We start from the raw sequence: 18987 nt of genomic DNA on the forward strand, positions 1-18987 counted from the left end.
GTTGATCAGTTAAAGAGGATCTTGCCTGAGCATGGTCTCAGCGACTGCGATCCACGATCGGCAAGTGTGCCATAGGGAGCGGACCTCAGCGGCGCAGCTCATTCGCCATTCCAGCAAGCGCCGCGGCGACCGTCTGCCGCCGCACGGCCTCGCGATCGCCACCGAAATGGAACAACCGGGCGTGGGCGTAATCCCCGCGGCGCTTCCAGCCGATCCACACGGTGCCTACCGGCTTGTCCGCCGTGCCGCCGGACGGGCCGGCGATGCCCGTGACGGCGACCGCCACGCCCGCGCCATAGCGCGCGACCGCCCCGGATACCATTTCCAGCACCGTCTCCTCGCTCACCGCGCCGGTCCGCTCCAGGGTTCGCGGATTCACGCCGAGCAACGACTCCTTGGCGCTGTAGCTGTAAGTCACCACTCCGGCCTCGAACCAGCCGGAACTGCCGGCCAGGTCGGTCAGCGCCTTGGCGATCCACCCGCCGGTGCAGGACTCCGCCGTCGCGACCATGACCCGGCGGTCGATCGCCGCGCTGGCGACGTCGGCTGCCAGCGCAGCCAGTTCGGCGTCGGAAGGAACAGTCTCGGGAGTCATGCGGCTTTTGCCTCTATCGCGATGCGTAAACGGCAGGTTCTACACCCGGCGAGCGCCCGCGCCAAGCATAGGCATCATGGAACCGCCGAGTCCGCCACCCATCACAACGCGCCATGCTGCACCCGCGGCCTGCGAGCCGCACGCACCCATGGCGCAGCGGTATTCGCCTGTGCAGCCCCCCCGCAGCCGCCCTCCCGCCTTGTCAGCCGTCGTCTCGGGCACTGGCAAAGAAAGCACGTCTTGATTGATTTATGAAACACCCTTCGCACGTTGCGCGAGCGATACGACGGCGTATGGAAAAAGGGGCCACCGGAGCGTGTGCAATCACGGCCAGGGGTGAGGCGTACCAGGGCCCGGCGACGAACGACGACCGACGGATCGACGTCCTCCATGGTCAACGGGAACGCCACTCGTAACGTGACGTCAGGTGCCATTTGTCCTGCTTGGATGGGACATGACCTCACAGGTGTATCACGCGTGATACGTAAATTGTTCCGCTGTCACCTTGCGGGCACCTATCTGTCAATTGTTCGACGTCCGACTGCGCTTACATGCGGGTTGGGCCCGAGACCCGTAAGGGCGAACGTAAATGTAAACGTTTCCATGACGTGTTTGTTACGCGAAATCAATCACGAAGCCATCACACATCCGAGCTAGCCAAACGAAAGATGATGGGGTATTTTTTTGGCGCGGACTTCGTCCGCCGAGTGGGGGATCCGTCAGCGCTCCATCCAAGCTACGAAAAATCGCCATGCTTGCATCGCGATCTTGCGGACGACGGTGTCTCAGGAGTTACAACGTTGACGGGGCGTAACACCTCGCCCCAAACAGGAAGTTTCAATGGATAGCTGGCAGGCGGTACGAGCCCAGGGGGCTCGGTGGGCGTATCGAAAACCGAAGCTTCCTCCGATGTCCGTGACGTGTCGCGGTCCATCGTCCTGTGCGCACTATGCGTTTTCGTACGCGCGGACACGATCTTCTTCCGAATAAGAATCAGGCCGTACCGGGTGGGTCTCTGGTGTCCGTCGACGGACCGACGCCGCAACCCGTAATCAGAAAGACCTTGCCTTTCAGAGAGTTACGAGTTCAACGTGAAAACATCCCTTTTCTCCACGCTCCAGCTTGGCACCTCCGCGATGCTTTGCCTCGCGCTTATCGGTTGCGGAACGCCGATGGCGAAGGATTTCGGCGGCTCCTGGAAGCCCGTGAACCACTACGACGACAAGGCCAGCGAGATTCCGCTCGAGGTGCCCTACTCGTATTACGCCTCCCCGATGGACGGCACGCTCAAGGTGATGCTGACGCGCTGGAGCACCGACACCAACCGGAAGCTTTCCTATCGTCTGCGTTCGGACTTCACGCTTCCGAAGGCTGCGTCACAAATCCACACCTCCGAAGCGCGCGACGCGGCGGCCCAGCTGAGCGCCATCTACGCGCCGCAGGGCGTCGCCGTGCTCATCGACGGGCCGCAGATCGTCGTCGAGGAAGTCAGTAGCGTCGCGGCACCGGTCGCCGCCGGCGCGCCCGCCCCTTCCGAGGCGTCCTCGCCGACGCCCGCCTCGAAGTGACGGATTGACGACGATGCTGAAGAAAAAGGACTCGCCGAAAATCGACGACGCCGTGTCGAAATCGGTCAACTTCGAAGTGTCCATCGCCGACCTGGCCCGCCGCAGCGAGCGGCGCGCCTGGATCGTGGCCATGTGCTCGCTGTTCGTGTCGCTGTCGCTGATCGGCGGTTACTTCTACATCCTTCCCCTGAAGGAAAAAGTGCCGTACCTCATCATGGCCGACGCCTACACGGGTACCAGTTCGCTGTCGCGCCTCACCGATGACGTGCTCAACCGCCAGCTGACCGCCCGCGACGCGATCAATCGTAGCAACATCTCGCACTTCATCATGGCGCGCGAGGCGTACGACTACGACATGATCCTCCTGCGCGACTGGGATACGGTCATGACCATGTCGTCGCAGAAGCTCGCCTCGGAGTACATGGCCCTGAACGCCGTGCGCAACCCGAACGCGCCCTACAAGACCTACGGGCGCGACCGCGCCATCCGGGTCAAGATCCTGAGCATCGTGATGATCCCCAGCGAAACGCCAGGGGAGCCGCCGACGGGCGCGACCGTGCGCTTCCAGCGCTCGGTGTACAACAAGAACACGGGCGCGACCACGCCGCTGGACAGCAAGATCGCCACCATGTCGTTCGTCTACAAGCCGAACCTGCGCATGGACGACCGTTATCGCGTCGAAAATCCGCTCGGCTTCCAGGTGACGAGCTATCGCGTGGATAACGACTACGCGGACACCGCGCCCGCCGAGGTGCCGGTCAGTCCCGCATCGGCGTCATCCGCCGGCCAAGTGCCTGCGGCGGCTCCTGACGCCGCCTCCACCATCACGGGGCAGCCTCAGGCCAACCAGCCTTCGGCCGAGGCCCCCGCCGCGTCCCAACCCTTTGCCCAGCCCACCGCCCAACCCGCCCCCGCGGGTCAGGGTGGCAGCGTGAACGGAGTCCGTCGCTGATGAGTCACCGATCCATCCCGCCCGCCCTGGCCGTCGCACTCGGCATGGCTATCACCGTGGGTACCGCGTCGGCCATGGCCGAATCGACACCTACCGCGACTCCGCCGGCCTCGGTCGTGGCAGCGCCCGCCCCCGCGTTGCAGACCTACGAATACGAGCCCAACCGCATCTACACGGTGCGTACCGGCTTGGGCATCACGACCCAGATCGAGCTGAGCCCCAACGAGAAGATCCTGGACTACAGCACGGGCTTCAGCAGCGGCTGGGAGCTCACGCGCCGTGAAAACGTTTTCTACGTCAAGCCCAAGAACGTGGACGTCGACACCAACATGATGGTGCGCACGGCCACGCATTCGTACATCTTCGAACTGAAGGTCGTCGCCACCGACTGGAAGACTCTCGACCAGGCGCGTCGTGCGGGCGTGCAATACAAGGTGACGTTCACCTACCCCGCCGACACCAGCTTCCTCGCCGAGACGAAGAAGGTCGAAGACGCGCCGATGCTCGACACCGCTCTGGTGAAGGGTCGCGACTACAACTTCGATTACGACTACGCGAAGACGCGCAAGACGCCGATCTGGATCGTCCCGACCAACGTCTATGACGATGGGCGTTTCACGTACATCAAGATGCCGGACCTCAAGCAGTTTCCGACGGGCAATTTCCCGACGGTATACATGCGTGAAAAGGAGCATGGAGTGGAATCGGTCGTTAACACGACCGTGGAAGGCAACACGATCGTCGTCCACGGCACGTACAACTACCTGGTGATTCGTCACGACGACAATGTCGTGGGTCTGCGAAGGAACACGAAGAAGTGAGCCCGAATAATCCTTACCACCCGGACGACGAATCGGCGCGCGGCAACACCGTGCCGCCGCATGACGAGCGCGCGCAGCAGCAGGAGCCGCTATCGGGCAATCCGTATGCCGCCAACCAGCAGCGTCAGGCGCAGCCGGACCTGGACGCGGCCGCCCCGCAACTGGCCGCTGCCGACGTACGCCGGATGAACCGGCGCGCGATCGCCTTTCTCGCCGGCATCGTGGTGCTGCTGCTTGCCGTGGGCTATTTCCTGCTGACCAGCGGCTCCAGCCAGCCCACGGCGCCGCCGAAGGCTCGGGAAGAAACGGTCACGGTGCCAGCGGCGCCTAAGCCCCTGCAGGAGCTTCCCCCGCCGCAGCCCGCGCAGCCCATCGCGCTGGCGCCTCCTCCGCCCTTGCCGACGCCCGAGCAGACTCGCCCTGCGCAGATGAACATGCCGTCGCGCCCCGCCGGCCCGACCCTGCTCGAGCGCCGCATCGCGGCGGCGGAGCAGTCGGGCGCGGCCGTCGCCGGCGGCCCGCTGGGCAACGGCAACGCCGCGCCGGGCCCCGGCGGCTTCGCACCGGGCTACATGGGTCCGCAGCAGTTGCCGCCCCAGTCGTACAACGGTGTGCCCATCAATACCGCCTACGGCGAAAGCAAGCTCCCTGACGTGTCGAGCGCCGAGCCGCTCACGCATCCGGATACGCTGATGCTCCGCGGTACGTTCATCCGTTGCACGCTTGAAACCAAGATCATCACCGACATCCCCGGATTCACGTCGTGCATCGTCACCGAACCGGTTTATTCGTTCACCGGCAAGCGCCTGCTCCTGCCGAAGGGCTCGAAGGTGCTGGGCAAGTACGCGATGGAGCCCAACGGCCCCCGCGTGGCGGTGATCTGGGATCGCATCGTGACGCCTACCGGCATCGACGTGAACATGGCCAGCCCCGGTATCGATACGCTGGGCGGTGCCGGCCACCCGGGTATCTATAACGCCCACTGGGGTAGCCGCATCGGGTCGGCGCTGCTGATCAGCCTCTTCAGCGACGCATTCAAGTATGAAGCCGCCGAACACGGTCCGCGCCAGACGACGATCAGCAACGGCGTGGTCACGCAGAGCCCGTTCGAGAGCAATACGGCCCAGACGCTGCAGAACCTGGCCAACAGCGCCGTGGCTCGTGCGGCGAATCGCCCGGCCACGGTGACGATCAACCAAGGCACCGTGCTGGACATCTACGTCGCCAAGGATGTCGACTTCGCTGGCGTGGTCGCCCGGTACTGACGAGCCCACGATGAACGAACCCGCCCTCGCCGTCGTCGGGAACGATTTCCTGGACTACCAGTACGAAGTGCTGGGCGTCCGGGATTTCCTGGCGTCGCCGGACGTCACGGAAATCTGCATCAATCGCCCGGGCGAGCTCTATCTGGAATCGCGCGGGGCGTGGCGTCGCGTCGAGGTGCCGAGCCTTACCTTCGAACGTGCGCGGCAGTTCTGCACGGCCGTGGTTAACGAGAGCAATACGGGACAACGCATTACCGACACCGATCCCGTGGTGTCGCTGACCTTTCCGACGGGCCAGCGTGCGCAGTTCGTGATTCCGCCCGCCTGCGAGGCGGGCCGCGTCTCGATCACCATTCGCCTGCCCTCCCGACAGACCAAGACGCTGGCGCAGTACCAGGACGACGGCTTCTTCGACCAGGTGGTTGAAGGGGCACACGCCCTCAGCGATGTCGACCGCGAACTGCTGGAATTGCGTGCCGAGCGCCGCTACGCCGACTTCTTCCGTCGGGCCGTGCTCGGCAAGAAGAACATCGTGGTGGCCGGCGCCACCGGTAGCGGCAAGACCACCTTCATGAAGTCGCTGGTGAACCATATTCCGGCCGACGAGCGCCTGGTTACCATCGAGGATGCCCGCGAGCTGTTCATCGACCAGCCCAACGTCGTGCACTTGCTGTACTCGAAGGGCGGCCAGAGCGCGAGCAACGTCACCGCCAAGAGCTGCATGGAAGCCTGCCTGCGCATGAAGCCCGACCGAATTATCCTGGCGGAGCTGCGCGGTGACGAGTCGTTCTACTTCATCCGAAATTGCGCATCCGGCCACCCCGGGTCGATCACAAGCTGCCACGCGGGCAGCGTCGAGCAGACCTGGGACCAGCTCGCCCTGATGGTCAAGGCATCCACGGAGGGCGCCGGCCTGGAGTTCGCCACGATCAAGCGCCTGCTGATGCTCACCATCGACATCGTAGTACACATCCGCGCGCACGCCGGCAAGCGTCACATCACCGGCATCGATTTCAACCCCGCCCGGGCCATGGGCGGGGGGTAAGACACGTAACACCCCAAGGTCATCAGACAGGAGTTGTAGAGGTGCTAACAGGACTTGAAATGATGGGTTGCCAAAACCTCGCCGTCCCGGCGGAGGTGATGCAGCACGTCGTCAATGTCGAATCGAGCCGAAACCCCTACGCCATCGGCGTGGTGGGCGGCCAGCTCGTGCGCCAGCCGCAGAATCTTCCCGAGGCGGTCGCCACCGTGCGCATGCTGGAAGAAAAGGGCTACAACTTTTCCCTCGGCGTCGCGCAGGTCAATCGCGCCAATCTCGGCAAATACGGGCTCGACTCGTACGAGAAGGCGTTCGACCTCTGCCCCAACCTCCAGGCGGGCTCGCGGATCCTGGCGCAGTGCTACGCCAGCGCCGGTGGCGACTGGGGCAAGGCGTTCAGCTGCTACTACTCCGGTAACTTTGTCACCGGCTACCAGGACGGCTACGTCCAGAAGATCTTCGACTCAATGGCGCGACAGGCCGCCATGGTCGGGGCAAGCCCTATTCCTCTTCAGGTCGCGTCGACCGCGGCCCGTAGCATGGCGAAGGCGGCACCGACCGTCGCCAGCAACGATGCCGCCGCGCGCGTGGCCATGCGCAGCGTCGCCGACGCCGCACTGTCCGCCGCCATCGTGCCGGCCATCAGCCGCGTTTCGGCAGTGGGCCCACAGGCGGCTCCACCGACCGGCGCCATGACGGCCGACGACCTGCAGATGATCGGTCAGGCACAGATGGCGCTCGCGCAGGCCTCGCTGCAACAGCCCGGGATGGTGCCCTCGCCTGGCGCGCCCCCGGGTCCGATTCCGACCGATCCGGCGACGGCCGCGGTGATGAGCCAGATCGGCGCCCAGTTGCCTCCCGCCACGCCTCGGCCGGGGCAGATCCCGACGGATCCGACGACGGCTGCGCTCATGGCCGGCGTGGGCGTTTCGGCCGCATCGCCACGGGGCGACCAGGCGGCGCCCCAGAACAACGACAACGGGGTGTTCGTGCCACAGGTGCGAGGCCCTAACGACGCCGCGCCGACCACGGGCGTACCTCAGCCATCCGCCGCCCGCACCCCGGCCGTCGACGGCGCCGATCTTCGAAACGGAGGTGGCGATGGCGCCTTCGTGTTCTGAACTTGTCGCCGGCGCACGCGTCGGCTCACCGAATCGTCCGGCACTCCGTCCTGTGGGATGCCGGCGATGGCCTACGGGCCGCCTCATTGCACCGGCCGCCTCGGGGCAATGGATCCACCTCACCGGCTACCTACGTAGCCATTCCGGTGACTGCCCCGAGCAGTCGCGACATCGAACCAACCGTTGACCTAGGAGTTATTGCGATGGCCCAGCCGTCTTACAACACCACGATCGATCCGTCGAACGCCCCGCTGTCCAGCAAGATCGCTTTCGTTCTCGTGACCATGGCCCTGATGCTTCCCGCCGTCGCCTTCGGCGCGGACAGCGACGGTCTTGGCGATACCGGCACGAAGGTGTGCGGGTTCTTCCAGAACATCAACGCCCTGCTCAACGCCGCCTCCATCGTGGTGGTCACCATCGCCGTGATCTTCTCGGGCTACCAGATCGCCTTCGCGCACAAGCGCATTGGCGATGTCGCTCCGGCGCTCGTCGGCGGCGTGCTGATCGGCGCGGCCGCGCAGGTCGCGAAGATGGTGGTCGGCGGTAACGGCTCCACCACGGCCGGCGCCTCTGCCTGCACCTCGAGCAGCGGCAAGGAGCTGGGCCTGGTCATCGACGCCATCGGCTACGTCCAGCACTTCCTGCACCTGCATGCATAAGAACGCGCTGTTCCGCGGTTGCACCCGCCCACCCATGTTCATGGGGGTGCCTTACATCCCCTTCTTCATGGGAGCGGGTGCCGGTCTGTTGCTGTCCGTGTACCTGAACCTCTTCTACCTCCTGACCATCCCGGTGGTCATCTTCATCATGCGGCAGATGGCCAAGCGTGACGAAATGATCTTCCGGTTGCTCGGGCTGCGCTTCCAGTTCCGCACTCGCATGCGAAACCTCAAGGAGCACGACGGTATGTGGGTGTTCACGCCGAACAGCTACCGGGATCCCTCGAAGAAATCCAAACGCTGACAGCCACGCCCTGGCAGGCAACTGCCAGGGCCTTTCCAGAGCCACACGGTAAACCGCCATGTTCACGCCCGACGCCCCGATCGCCGACCACATCCCACTGTCGACCCACGTCTCGCCGACCGTCGTCAAGACGACCGCGGGCGACTTCCTCATGGTCTGGCGCCTGGGCGGCCTGCCCTTCGTGGGCCGTGAAGAGTGGGAGATCGAACATCGCCACAACACGTTCAACCGTATGCTGCAGACGTTGCGCGCGCCGGACTTCGTGAACGTGGCGTTCTGGGTGCACGACATCCGCCGCCGCCGTCGGATCAAGGACATCAGCAAGTTCGAGCACGAATTCAACCAGTCGCTGTCCGACGCTTACTTCGGCGCCCTCTCGGCGCAGAAGCTCATGCAGAACGAGCTCTACCTGACCATGATCTATCGTCCGGTCGTGGAGGGTAAGCGCTTCGTCGAAAAGTCGAGCGACATCGCCAAGCTCGAGGCTGAGCAGAAACAGGCGGTCGCCAAGATTCTCGAACTCGCCGGCAACGTCGAGGCCGTGCTGAAGGACTACGCGCCCAACCGCCTGGGCATGTACGAAGCCCCCAACGGCATCGTTTTTTCCGAGGTGCTGGAGCATTTCGGCTACATCCTCAACCGCATCGACGAACCGGTGCCCGTGCTTCAGGCACCCGTCAAGGATTACCTGGCCGTCAGCCGGCAGCGGTTCTCGAACCGCACGGGCGACTTCGTGCTGACCACGCCCTCCGGAGAGAACCACTTCGGCGCCATCCTCAATGTCAAGGAATACCCTGAGGGGACCTATCCCGGCATCCTCAACGGGTTGAAGTATCTTGACTTCGAATACGTCATCACGCACTCGTTCAGCCCCATGGGTCGCCAGGCCGCGCTCAAGGCTCTGGAGCGTACCAAGGGCATGATGATCTCCTCCGGCGACAAGGCCGTCAGCCAGATCGTCGAGATGGACCAGGCCATGGACCAGCTCGCATCGGGTAACTTCGTTCTGGGCGAATACCACTTCTCGATCGCCGTCTACGGCCCATCGCAGGAAGCGCTCGCCCAGCAGCTCGCCACCACGCGAGCCGAACTCTCCAATGCCGGCTTCGTCAGCGTCAAGGAAGATCTAGCTGTCACCGCCGCCTTCTTCGCGCAGTTTCCGGGTAACTGGAAATACCGCACGCGACTGGCCAACGTCAGCTCGCTCAACTTCCTGGGCCTCTCGCCGTTGCACAACTTTGCTACCGGCAAGAAAGAGAACAACCCATGGGGCGATTGCGTCACGACGCTGCAGACGACCAACGGGCAGCCGTACTTCTTCAATTTCCATGCGACTCACCCGGCGGAAAACTCCCTCGGTGAGAAAGCCATCGCCAACACGATGGTCATCGGTAAGTCCGGTACGGGTAAGACCGCGCTGATCAACTTTCTGCTCAGCCAGGTGCAGAAGCTCGACCCCGCGCCGACGATCTTCTTCTTCGACAAGGATCGTGGCGCCGAGATCTTCGTGCGCGCCTGCGGCGGCAACTACCTCGCTCTGGAGAATGGCAGGCCAACCGGCTTCAACCCGTTCCAGTGCGAGCGCAGCGAAGAAAACGTGCAGTTCCTCGCCGACCTGATCAAGGTGCTGGCGGGCAAGGCGGTGTACAGCTCGCGCGAGGAGGAAGACATCTTCCGCGCCGTGGAGAGCATGCTCGACACGCCGATGCACCTGCGCAACATGACCAACTTCCAGAAGAGCCTGCCCAACCTCGGTGACGATGGCCTCTTCATCCGTATGCGCAAGTGGACGGCCGGCAACTCGCTGGGTTGGGTGTTCGACAATCCGCGCGATACGGTCGACCTGACCAAGGCGAACATCATCGGCTTCGACTACACGGACATCATCGACAATGCCGAGGTCCGTGCCCCGGTCATCAACTACCTCATCCACCGGCTCGAAGCCCTGATCGACGGTCGCCGCCTGATCTACGTGATGGACGAGTTCTGGAAAATCCTGGACGGCAAGGGTGGCCTGAAGGAATTCGCCAAGAACAAGCAGAAGACCATCCGTAAACAGAACGGCATGGGCATCTTTGCCACGCAGAGCCCGGAGGATGCGCTCGCCAGCGACATCTCCGCCGCCCTGATCGAGCAGACGGCAACGATGATCCTGCTTCCCAATCCGAACGCCAGCCGCGAAGACTACGTCGAGGGCCTCAAGCTCACGGAGGCCGAATACCAGGTCGTGGTAAGCCTCGACGAACGCTCGCGCTGCTTCCTGGTGAAGCAGGGCCACGCCTCGGCGGTCTGCCAGCTCAACCTGCGCGGCATGGACGACGCCTTGGCGGTGATTTCCGCATCCACCGACAACATCGAAATCATGCACGAGATCCTTCAGGCCCGCAGCGACACGCTCGGCGTACATGCCGACGACCTGCGTCCCGACCAGTGGCTCCCTGATTTTTACGAAAACCGCAAGGGCAGCGGCAAGAAGCCCACCCCTGGCCCCCAGTCTTCCCGCGCCGCGCGCAGCGCAGCGGGTTGAGCAGACAGATCGACGATGGAGAACATCATGCCGACCCTTACCTCGAAATCTCACGCCACTATCGGACAGCGGCTCAGCCGTCTCGCTCTCTTCGGCCTCGTGCTCGGTGCGACAAGCCTATGCTCGGTCGCCGACGCCCAGGAGTGGGCGGTGCGAGACGACGGAACGCACGGCTACCTCAACAGCATCGAGCAGCACACCAATGACATGAAGAATGCCATTGGCGATGCGAAGAGCGGTGGTGACAAAACGGTCAACGCCAATCTCGATGCTATCAATAAGCGCCTGATGATCGGCCCATATACCAGCGGCCGTCCGGGCGATCGGGTAAAGGATCCTACTCAGGCGCTTCCCGCCGACAGCACCCAGCTGATCCAGGATCCGAACACGCGCTGCGGATCGCTCCCGCAGCCGCAGCAGGATAACTGCCAGAAGATCGTGCAGATTCAGAACGCGCAGTATCAGTACATGCTCACCATGTACGCCAATACGAAGACGCGCGACGACATGCTTCGCCAGATCCTGCAGCAGCGCTCGAACATCTCGTCGGACGATCCGAACGCGCTTGGCCGGCTGGAGGACAATACCAACCAGCTGACGGCACTCTATAACCTGATCGCGCTCGACCAGCAGCAGATGCAGACGGTGAACTACGCCTACGAGGCGAACCTGAAGTACCTGCAAGAAGAGCAGTCGCGCCTTGCACGAGCGGCGAATACGGGTAAGCCAGCGTCCCAGTCGGGACTGGGCATTTCGCTGCCAGGCGGCGGCCAGATCGACCTGAGCGGCGCGGTCAACGCGGCCGTCGCAGGCGCCGCGCTGAAGCTGGCGTTGAAAGACGCCCAGTCGACCGCCCCCGCCGGCATGAAGACCCTACACATCACTGACGGCATGTGATTCTGAACACGCTCCTCACCCGAGCGCGATGTAACATTTTTTATTGCAAGGACATGGTTGCATGATCAACCAGATCGCAAACCTGATGACCGCCCCCCTCGCCGACCTTACGAGCGCGGGCGGTGATCTGGCCAACTACGCGTTCTTCTCGACCCTCAACGAGTTCCTGGGGAACGAGATCGACTACATGCAGTGGCGGCTTCTTTCCAGTTCCGCCTACATCATTGGCGTCGTGGCCGTCGTGGTGCTCACCGTGTGGATCATGTGGCAAGGATTCCGCATCGTCACGGGGCAGTCGCGCCAGCCCATGATGGCTCTGGTGGGTGACTCCGCCAAGGCGGTGCTCATCGTTTTCATCGCGACGACGGCCGCTTACGCCTCCAGCTCGGTCTACTGGTCGCTATCGGACGGCGTGTCGTCAACCATCGCGAGTTACGTCACCTCGTCAGGGCAAAGCCCGTTCGAGTCCATCGACGACAACCTGCGCCAGATGGAAGTCGCGATGGCGCTCATCGACAGTGTCGATACGGGTGACAAGACCGCGGCACAAGAGGACAAAGACCGTAACCGCTGGTTCACCGGCATTGGCGTCGCCGGGCCCAGCGTGGTCGCTGGATGCATGTTGCTGTTGAACAAGATCGCCCTTGCCCTGTTCATCGGCTTTGGTCCGTTTTTCATCATGTGCCTGCTCTTCGACTCCACCAAACAACTCTTTCAGAAGTGGTTGTTGTACGGCATAGGGACGATGTTCTCCCTGGCCGTGCTATCCGTCATGGTGACGATCGCCATGAAGATGATGAAAGCCATCACGATCGCGTATGCCGCGAAGTACCTCACATCGATGGGGCTTAACCAGGGTACGGTCACCGACGGCATCAACAGCATGGCCATGCAGCAAGGGGGCATCGGCCTCTTGCTTTCCACTCTGATCGTCATGGCGCCCCCTATGGCAGCGTCGTTCTTCCAGGGTACGCTTGGCCAGTTCGCCTCGTACTCGTCGTTCGGCTCGGTGGGGTCGCAGATTGGGGCTCAGGACGCTCAGGCGCGCTCTCAAGGTAGGCCATCTGGAACGTATACCCCGCCGCCTTCGCAGGCTGAGCTGCATGGCGCATCGCCACCGGCCGCTACGCCGGTTCTATCGGCTTTCGGTCCGAGCGGATCTACTCCGCAGACCGATACGGTCAAGACGGCGCGGACGTAATTGCCATGAAATTTCTAGCGATATGTTTTCTCGTCGCAGCGACTGTCCCGGGTTCGGTTTACGCTCAGTGCGCGCCTGGCATTCCGGGAGCGGGCAATCCAGGATGCATTCCTCCGTCTGCGCCGAATTCCCCGTACAACCAAGGCGGAGATACTCCGGTCAACTCCGAACCACAAGGCCGTTGGGAGGATCGCTGGGGTTCGGTAGCCATCGATCCCATCCTTGGCATTCCTGGATCTTCGGAGCATATGGCTTCGTCTGCAGCTGCCGTCCGTTCCGCTTTGGAGCAATGCCGTTCCAAAGGTGGAAAGGACTGCGCAGAGGTCCTGACGTATCACAATCAATGCGTCGCCGTGGCTCAAGGCCGCTCCGGCGGGCAGGTTCAGGCGGCAAGTGCGGCTACGGTCGACAAAGCTGCCGTGAATGCGATATCGCGCTGCGGTGGAAGCAACCGATGCGTCGTGAGATACCAATCCTGCAGCTATCAAGAGCGGGTGGACTGACCAGTCTACGTCCTGACAAGCCGATACTCACTCTAGAGGGCCCGACATGAAGCGATCCAGTCTGTTTTTTTTCCTTTGCATGATGTTCAGTGCCGGCGCAAACGCGGGTAAGGGTTATTACCAATACATTCCTTACTACAACAATGACCCGTTTACGTTTTGCACCTATGGGGTACCAGAAGATTGCTGGGTTCCCCTGGACAAGACCCGCGGACTTTACACGGTCGTCAATTGGTATTGTTTCAAGCCGTTTTCCGCCACGCTTTTCTCGCAGGTCTGCCCGCACGCATTTGAGTATATGTATCGCCCGACGACGACGTCGATGACACAGGATCCAGCAAACGCTGATTCGTGAATGTCCTCAGATACGTTTTAGGCGTTGCCCAGATACGATGGCCCACACGAAGTCGCTCATGAAGAAGATCGCCAGCCGTTTCGTCACCCCGCTCGTCTTGTTTGTTATCTCGACGTATGCAGCGGCTGCCGCATCCAGTGTGCCAGCCGAAGTACTGCGAGCTGCCCCGCCGGGCAGCCGCGTCGCCGTCTTCACGGCCAGCGGCGATCAGGCGGGTGCCGATGCGGTCGCCATCTACGAGTCGGCGCCGGATGCGTCCGGCTCGCGTCAACGTCACCTCGTGGTCTTTCACAAGGAGAATGGCGCGTTCCGCCCGGTCGTGAGCAACGACGCCGTCGTGGCGTGTTCCACCTGCAGTCCGGAGCGCGGCGATCCTTTGATGGGTGGCGACGGGATCAAGGTGACGCCAGGGCACATCGAGATCGGGCAGGTTTACGGCTCCGCCAAGCCCACGAGCGTGATGTACCGATTCGACTTCCGAAATGGCCAGTGGCGCGTGACGTCGGCGTCCCGCGAAGAAAGTGATGGCCGCACGATCAAGCTCGCGCTGCCCGCTTCGGGATTGCTCGCCGACTTCGACGGGCAGTGGCAGGCCAAGTCCTTCTGGAGCGCGTTGGCGCTGAATGACAAGGACCATTCGTTCTACTTCCTCATGGGGCGGCCGAGCGAAGCATCTCTGAACGAAGGACTCAAGAAAGCGTGCGACACGGACGGCACCTGCCGCGTGGTTGCCCGCATCGCCAATGGCTGCCTCTCCCTCGCACGAGACGCGTCGGGCGCATCGTTCGCCGCCGCCACGCCCACGACGGCATCCAAGGACAAAGCCAAGCAGGAAGCCCTTTCGGCATGCCAAGCCCAGGGCACGGGTGAATGCCAGTCGGTACGCACCAGTTGCAGCGCCGGCCCTATCCAAGACTGACGGAGACGCCTCATGGATACCGTATCGAACCAGGATATCAAGCGGCTTGTAGCCACCCAGGGCACGAACCGGATGTATGAACTGGAGGACGGCTCGTGGCTGAAGGCGTCCGAGGGTACCGTCGCCTGGCGAAACAACAACCCCGGCAACTTGAAGTTCGGCTACAAGGACAGCGCCGACACCACCGTCCATACGTCGCGAACCAAGGCGGCGGCGCTGGCGTCCGCCCAAAAGAACTACGACGGCGTGGTCGACCTCGACCAGTGGGGCAACGCGGTCTTCAAGAACTACGAATCAGGACGCGCCGCGCAGGAGCAGCTGCTCACCGAAAAATGGTCCGACAAGACGGTTGAGGACGTCGTCAAGGCGTATTCGGTCGCCGACTACAGCGGATCGACGCACCACGCCAATCAGATCAAGACCATTCATGCCACCGCCGCGGCTGAAGGGGTCGACCTGCATGGAAAGCGGATCGGCAACATGACATCCAAGGAACTCGACGCGTTGGCCGACGGGCTGAGCAAGGCCGAGGGCTGGCGCGCCGGTACGGTGCAGACGATGAAGCCGCTCTCCGCCGAGGCACTTCGCGACACCATGGGCAAGGCTGAAGCGGTGTCGCACGCCTCGGGCCACGCGCTCAAGCAGGGCGCGAACAGCCCGGACGTACGCCACGTCCAGGAATCGATGAAGGCGCTGGGCTTTACCGGTAGCAACGGTAAGCCGCTCGAGGCCGATGGCCGCTTCGGTCCGCAAACCAAGGAGGCGGTGCAGGCGTTTCAACGTGCCCACCACCTGAACGACGACGGCATCGTTGGCAAGGATACCTTGAAGGCCATCCAGGAGGCCGCCAAGGTGGACAAGACCCCCTCGGCATCCCACACCCCCCTGCTGAACGACCGGGCCCATCCCGCCCACGGCATGTACGAACAGGCGCTGGCCGGCATGCAGGATTTCGAACGGCGGATGGGCCACGCGTCGGGACCACACACGCATAACGTGTCGGGCGCGCTGACCGCCGCCGCTGTTCGTGCGGGGCTTGATCGGATCGACCATGTCGCGGTGTCGGACGATGCGAGCAAGGCCTATGCCATGCAGGGCGACGTGTCATCCCCGTTTAAGCGGCATGCGGAGGTGGACGTCGCACACGCGGCCCGCACGCCGCTCGCCGAAAGCAGCACCCAGGCGATGGCGCACGAGGCCCAGCACGCGCAAGCGGCGCAGGGCACCACCCAGACGCAGCAGCAGGCGAGCGCGCAGGCCACGGTCGCACCGACGCAGCCTGTGTTGCCCGGTCATCCCTAAGTAAGACTTGGACGCGACAAGGACGGATAATGGATGAGTTGAGGCCGTTTGCGGCAGGAGGCGCCCGGATTCTCGAGTGGAAAACCGGCGACCTCACCGGGGACGGCCGCATGGATGCGTTGCTCGTTCTGGATCCCCCCATTCGAGGTGACGAGAAACTGGGAGAGGGCCCTGAACGAACCGTGCTGATTCTGGTTCGCGAGGCGTGCGGTTCGCTTCGCGAAGCCAGCGCCAATCGCCGCGTGGTGCCCTGCGCCCACCGTGGTGGCGTAGCGGGTGATCCGTTCGGGTACGTGAAGCTCGAACCGCGCGGTTTCACGGTGGTCAACGGCGGCGGTAGTCGCGAGCGGTGGTCCGATGAATTCACGTTCATCTATGCCGCCGATCACGACGACTGGTTCGTGGACAAGGTAAGCCGCCAGGTCTCCGACAGTGAGACCGGGCTGGAAAAACGCATCGAACTGAGCCCGGAGGAACTGGGCCGGATCGCATTCGAAGATTTCGACCCGGAGAAGGTCCCGGAGGTCACCCTCCCCTGATCCGAGGTCATTGCCGCCACCTTTTTAGGCGGAACGAGGCAGTGCCCGATGGCTGCCATCGAGAGAGTGAACCAGGAGCTGCACATGGCGATTGATCGTGAGACCCAGGTGATGATGGATGCCTATTCGGCAGGCATTCGCTCGCCCAAGGAACTGGCCAACTACATGGCCCAGGTGACGCATGAATCCAACGGGCTGAACCGGCTCGAGGAAAGCTTTCGTTATACCCGACACATTTCGCAGATCCCCGTCCAGTCGGCGTGGCGCGAAGGCGCCAACCAGCTCGACAGCGCACGCAAGGACGCCTTGCAGGGCAAGCCCGAGCGCTTGGCCGAACTGATGTACGGCGGACGCAACGGCAACGACGAACCCGGCGATGGCTGGAAGTACCACGGCCGCGGTTACCTCCCGCTCAACGGCAAGGACAGCTACCGCGCCGCCGGCGACGCGCTGGGTATCGACCTGGCCGGCCAGCCCGACCTCGCGGCCGATCCGCAGAACGCGTCGAAGGTGGCGGCCTGGTATTGGTCATCGCGCGTGCCCGAGCATGCGAAAGAAGACGTCAAGGCCGCCACGCTCGCGATGAACGGGAAATACCACGGGCTTGAAGACCGCGAGCGACGCTTCGCCGATTGGGAACGGCGCCTGACGCCTGACGTCATGCAGCGCCTCGAAAGCGGCAGCGTCGGTCTTCCGATGGAAAAAACACCAACGCCCTCCCCCGATACCACCCTGGTCGACCAGGCCCGGCAGGGCGTGCATCTGCTCGATGCGCAGCGCGGCCGTCAGCCGGATCAGTTCAGCGAGAATTTCAGCGGTTCCTTGGCCGTCGCCGCGCGCCGGGACGGACTCGAACGCATCGACCACGTGGTGTTGAGCGACGACGCGACGCGCGGCTATGCCGTGCAGGGCGCGCTCGACTCACCGCACAAACGCATGGCCGAAGTGCAGACCGCGCGGGCGGTCAATACGCCCTTCGAAGAAAGCATGAAGCAATTGGCCGCCCATCCCGACCGTCAACCGCAGCCAGCCCAGGACACACCACCATCGCAGAAGCCGCTGGCACCGGGACCGGGCCTGTGACGACATAGGCACGACCACGCGACACGGTCCGTCCGGACGACGGATCGACGGCACGCCGGAGGCGACGCCGACCGATAGTCATACAGGAGCTACACATGGCGATTGATCGTGAAACACAGGTGCTTACCACCGCCTACGCGAGTGGCATCCGCTCGCGTAGGGAACTGGCCAACTACATGGCCCAGGTCACGCACGAGTCCAACGGGCTGAACCGGTTGCAGGAGAGCTTCCGTTACATGCGCGGGGTGGCGCAAATCCCCGCGCAGGCGGCTTGGCGCAACGGGCCCCAGGCGCTCGATGCCGCACGCAAGGAGGCGCTGCTCGGCCGCCCCCAAGCGCTGGCCGAACTCATGTACGGCGGTCGCAACGGCAACGATCAGCCCGGTGACGGCTACCGCTATCACGGACGCGGGTATCTTCCCGTGCCCGGCAAGGATCACTACCGCGCGGCAGGCAAGGCCCTGGGCCTGGATCTGGTCGCGCATCCCGAACTGGCCGCCGAACCCGAGCATGCCGCGAAGATCGCGGCGTGGTACTGGAAGAACCGCGTACCGCCGTCGGCCCGCGAGGACGTCCGCTCCGCCACCGAGGCTCTCAACGGCAAGCTCTACGGACTCGACGACCGTCGCGCCCGCTTCGAATCATGGGAGCGCCGTCTGACCCCCGAACTGATGGAACGCCTGGACGTCCCGGCCACCGATCGTCCGGCATCCCCGATGGACGTGTCGGCAGGCTCATCGGTGGTCGGCCTGGACGCACGCCGGCAAGACGCAAGGCGGCGGTCGAAAACCGAGCGGGATCGCTCGCAGACGCTCAATGACACCGCCGGCGACATGGGGGATCCCGTCCTCATGCTCGAACTCCAGCGCGATGTGCTGGAAGTGACGACGGAATACGTCGAAACCCCTTCCCGACGCCGCGGCTGTCACGCGCAGGGAGCCTATCCCCCGCTCGACCAGGTGACCCATCCCCAGCACGCGCTCTTCCTCCAGGCGCGCGATGCCGTGCGCAAGCTGGACGAGACGCACGCACGGCATTTCGACGAACGGAGCGAACGGCTCGCCGCGGCGCTCACCGTCGCCGCACACGCACAGGGCCTGGATCGCATCGACCACGTGGCGCTCAGCGACGACGCGAGCCGTGCCTTCGCGGTTCAAGGCGACGTCCACTCGCCCCTCAAGCAGGTCACGGAGGTGGGTGTGGCACAAGCCATCGATACACCCATCGAACGCAGCGCGAAGGCCCTGGAAGAACGCGCCAAGCCCGCGGAGGCGGAGGTCGTTCATGGGTCGGCCGCCATCAAGCACATGCCCGGACACTGACTGTCCCCCGAT

The 18987-nt window shown here is 63.5% G+C and carries 18 protein-coding genes and 1 pseudogene; 18 read left to right on the forward strand and 1 reads right to left on the reverse strand.

The window, feature by feature from the left end:
* Positions 1-85: 85 nt before the first annotated feature.
* Positions 86-595: a CinA family protein gene (locus tag PI246_RS06765; protein WP_320550531.1), complete on the reverse strand. Its 510-nt coding sequence runs from the start codon at positions 593-595 to the stop codon at positions 86-88.
* 1091 nt (positions 596-1686) lie between these two features.
* On the opposite strand from PI246_RS06765, the gene PI246_RS06770 reads away from it, so the two are divergent.
* The 18 genes and pseudogenes from PI246_RS06770 to PI246_RS06850 all read left to right on the forward strand — a co-directional run bounded on the left by PI246_RS06770 (position 1687) and on the right by PI246_RS06850 (position 18975).
* Positions 1687-2163 (forward strand): hypothetical protein, encoded by a 477-nt coding sequence (locus PI246_RS06770; protein WP_407069788.1) that lies wholly within the window; start codon positions 1687-1689, stop codon positions 2161-2163.
* 13 nt (positions 2164-2176) lie between these two features.
* The gene (locus tag PI246_RS06775) at positions 2177-3115 is read left to right on the forward strand and encodes a virB8 family protein (protein WP_320550532.1); all 939 of its coding nucleotides are present in this window, start codon (positions 2177-2179) and stop codon (positions 3113-3115) included.
* A gap of 74 nt (positions 3116-3189) precedes the next feature.
* Positions 3190-3936 carry a TrbG/VirB9 family P-type conjugative transfer protein gene (locus tag PI246_RS06780; RefSeq protein ID WP_320551202.1) on the forward strand — a complete coding sequence of 249 codons (747 nt, stop codon included), beginning with the start codon at positions 3190-3192 and terminating at the stop codon, positions 3934-3936.
* Positions 3933-5201: a TrbI/VirB10 family protein gene (locus PI246_RS06785; RefSeq protein WP_320550533.1), complete on the forward strand. Its 1269-nt coding sequence runs from the start codon at positions 3933-3935 to the stop codon at positions 5199-5201. The genes PI246_RS06780 and PI246_RS06785 overlap by 4 nt, the downstream gene beginning before the upstream one ends.
* Positions 5202-5211: 10 nt before the next feature.
* Positions 5212-6246 (forward strand): P-type DNA transfer ATPase VirB11, encoded by a 1035-nt coding sequence (gene virB11, locus PI246_RS06790; protein WP_320550534.1) that lies wholly within the window; start codon positions 5212-5214, stop codon positions 6244-6246.
* 41 nt (positions 6247-6287) lie between these two features.
* A pseudogene (locus PI246_RS18545) lies at positions 6288-7034 on the forward strand (lytic transglycosylase domain-containing protein); the annotation flags it as partial.
* 533 nt (positions 7035-7567) lie between these two features.
* The gene (locus PI246_RS06800; protein WP_320550535.1) at positions 7568-8023 is read left to right on the forward strand and encodes a TrbC/VirB2 family protein; all 456 of its coding nucleotides are present in this window, start codon (positions 7568-7570) and stop codon (positions 8021-8023) included.
* Positions 8016-8327, forward strand: coding sequence for a type IV secretion system protein VirB3 (locus PI246_RS06805; protein WP_320550536.1), 312 nt, complete (start codon positions 8016-8018; stop codon positions 8325-8327). Before PI246_RS06800 ends, PI246_RS06805 begins: the two co-directional genes overlap by 8 nt.
* A gap of 58 nt (positions 8328-8385) precedes the next feature.
* Positions 8386-10854: a VirB4 family type IV secretion/conjugal transfer ATPase gene (locus tag PI246_RS06810; RefSeq protein WP_320550537.1), complete on the forward strand. Its 2469-nt coding sequence runs from the start codon at positions 8386-8388 to the stop codon at positions 10852-10854.
* 27 nt (positions 10855-10881) lie between these two features.
* The gene (locus PI246_RS06815; protein ID WP_320550538.1) at positions 10882-11751 is read left to right on the forward strand and encodes a hypothetical protein; all 870 of its coding nucleotides are present in this window, start codon (positions 10882-10884) and stop codon (positions 11749-11751) included.
* A gap of 61 nt (positions 11752-11812) precedes the next feature.
* Complete coding sequence (locus PI246_RS06820; protein WP_320550539.1) at positions 11813-12952, forward strand: type IV secretion system protein; 1140 nt, start codon at positions 11813-11815, stop codon at positions 12950-12952.
* Positions 12953-12957: 5 nt separating this feature from the next.
* A complete protein-coding gene (locus tag PI246_RS18475; protein ID WP_369335408.1) occupies positions 12958-13455 on the forward strand; it encodes a DUF4189 domain-containing protein in 498 nt (165 codons plus the stop codon).
* A gap of 46 nt (positions 13456-13501) precedes the next feature.
* Positions 13502-13810, forward strand: coding sequence for a hypothetical protein (locus PI246_RS06825; protein WP_320550540.1), 309 nt, complete (start codon positions 13502-13504; stop codon positions 13808-13810).
* 58 nt (positions 13811-13868) lie between these two features.
* A complete protein-coding gene (locus PI246_RS06830) occupies positions 13869-14729 on the forward strand; it encodes a DUF4189 domain-containing protein (protein WP_320550541.1) in 861 nt (286 codons plus the stop codon).
* A gap of 12 nt (positions 14730-14741) precedes the next feature.
* Positions 14742-16031: a peptidoglycan-binding domain-containing protein gene (locus PI246_RS06835; RefSeq protein WP_320550542.1), complete on the forward strand. Its 1290-nt coding sequence runs from the start codon at positions 14742-14744 to the stop codon at positions 16029-16031.
* Between the two features lie 29 nt (positions 16032-16060).
* On the forward strand, positions 16061-16570 hold the full coding sequence (locus PI246_RS06840; RefSeq protein WP_320550543.1) for a hypothetical protein: 510 nt from the start codon (positions 16061-16063) through the stop codon (positions 16568-16570).
* Between the two features lie 84 nt (positions 16571-16654).
* Positions 16655-17653 (forward strand): XVIPCD domain-containing protein, encoded by a 999-nt coding sequence (locus tag PI246_RS06845; RefSeq protein ID WP_320550544.1) that lies wholly within the window; start codon positions 16655-16657, stop codon positions 17651-17653.
* 95 nt (positions 17654-17748) lie between these two features.
* Positions 17749-18975: an XVIPCD domain-containing protein gene (locus PI246_RS06850; RefSeq protein WP_320550545.1), complete on the forward strand. Its 1227-nt coding sequence runs from the start codon at positions 17749-17751 to the stop codon at positions 18973-18975.
* Positions 18976-18987 lie beyond the last annotated feature (12 nt).

It is taken from the genome of Luteibacter sahnii (genome assembly GCF_034063545.1).
Lineage (GTDB): Bacteria > Pseudomonadota > Gammaproteobacteria > Xanthomonadales > Rhodanobacteraceae > Luteibacter > Luteibacter sahnii.

Bases quoted from the DNA above. Each gene is read 5' to 3' on its own strand.
- PI246_RS06820 (WP_320550539.1), top strand. From the start codon at position 11,813: ATGATCAACCAGATCGCAAACCTGATGACCGCCCCCCTCGCCGACCTT.
- PI246_RS06850 (WP_320550545.1), top strand. From the start codon at position 17,749: ATGGCGATTGATCGTGAAACACAGGTGCTTACCACCGCCTACGCGAGT.
- PI246_RS06810 (WP_320550537.1), top strand. From the start codon at position 8,386: ATGTTCACGCCCGACGCCCCGATCGCCGACCACATCCCACTGTCGACC.
- PI246_RS06780 (WP_320551202.1), top strand. From the start codon at position 3,190: ATGGCCGAATCGACACCTACCGCGACTCCGCCGGCCTCGGTCGTGGCA.
- PI246_RS06845 (WP_320550544.1), top strand. From the start codon at position 16,655: ATGGCGATTGATCGTGAGACCCAGGTGATGATGGATGCCTATTCGGCA.
- PI246_RS06765 (WP_320550531.1), bottom strand. From the start codon at position 595: ATGACTCCCGAGACTGTTCCTTCCGACGCCGAACTGGCTGCGCTGGCA.
- PI246_RS06805 (WP_320550536.1), top strand. From the start codon at position 8,016: ATGCATAAGAACGCGCTGTTCCGCGGTTGCACCCGCCCACCCATGTTC.
- PI246_RS06825 (WP_320550540.1), top strand. From the start codon at position 13,502: ATGAAGCGATCCAGTCTGTTTTTTTTCCTTTGCATGATGTTCAGTGCC.
- PI246_RS06840 (WP_320550543.1), top strand. From the start codon at position 16,061: ATGGATGAGTTGAGGCCGTTTGCGGCAGGAGGCGCCCGGATTCTCGAG.
- PI246_RS06775 (WP_320550532.1), top strand. From the start codon at position 2,177: ATGCTGAAGAAAAAGGACTCGCCGAAAATCGACGACGCCGTGTCGAAA.
- PI246_RS06830 (WP_320550541.1), top strand. From the start codon at position 13,869: ATGAAGAAGATCGCCAGCCGTTTCGTCACCCCGCTCGTCTTGTTTGTT.
- virB11 (WP_320550534.1), top strand. From the start codon at position 5,212: ATGAACGAACCCGCCCTCGCCGTCGTCGGGAACGATTTCCTGGACTAC.
- PI246_RS06815 (WP_320550538.1), top strand. From the start codon at position 10,882: ATGCCGACCCTTACCTCGAAATCTCACGCCACTATCGGACAGCGGCTC.
- PI246_RS06800 (WP_320550535.1), top strand. From the start codon at position 7,568: ATGGCCCAGCCGTCTTACAACACCACGATCGATCCGTCGAACGCCCCG.
- PI246_RS06835 (WP_320550542.1), top strand. From the start codon at position 14,742: ATGGATACCGTATCGAACCAGGATATCAAGCGGCTTGTAGCCACCCAG.
- PI246_RS18475 (WP_369335408.1), top strand. From the start codon at position 12,958: ATGAAATTTCTAGCGATATGTTTTCTCGTCGCAGCGACTGTCCCGGGT.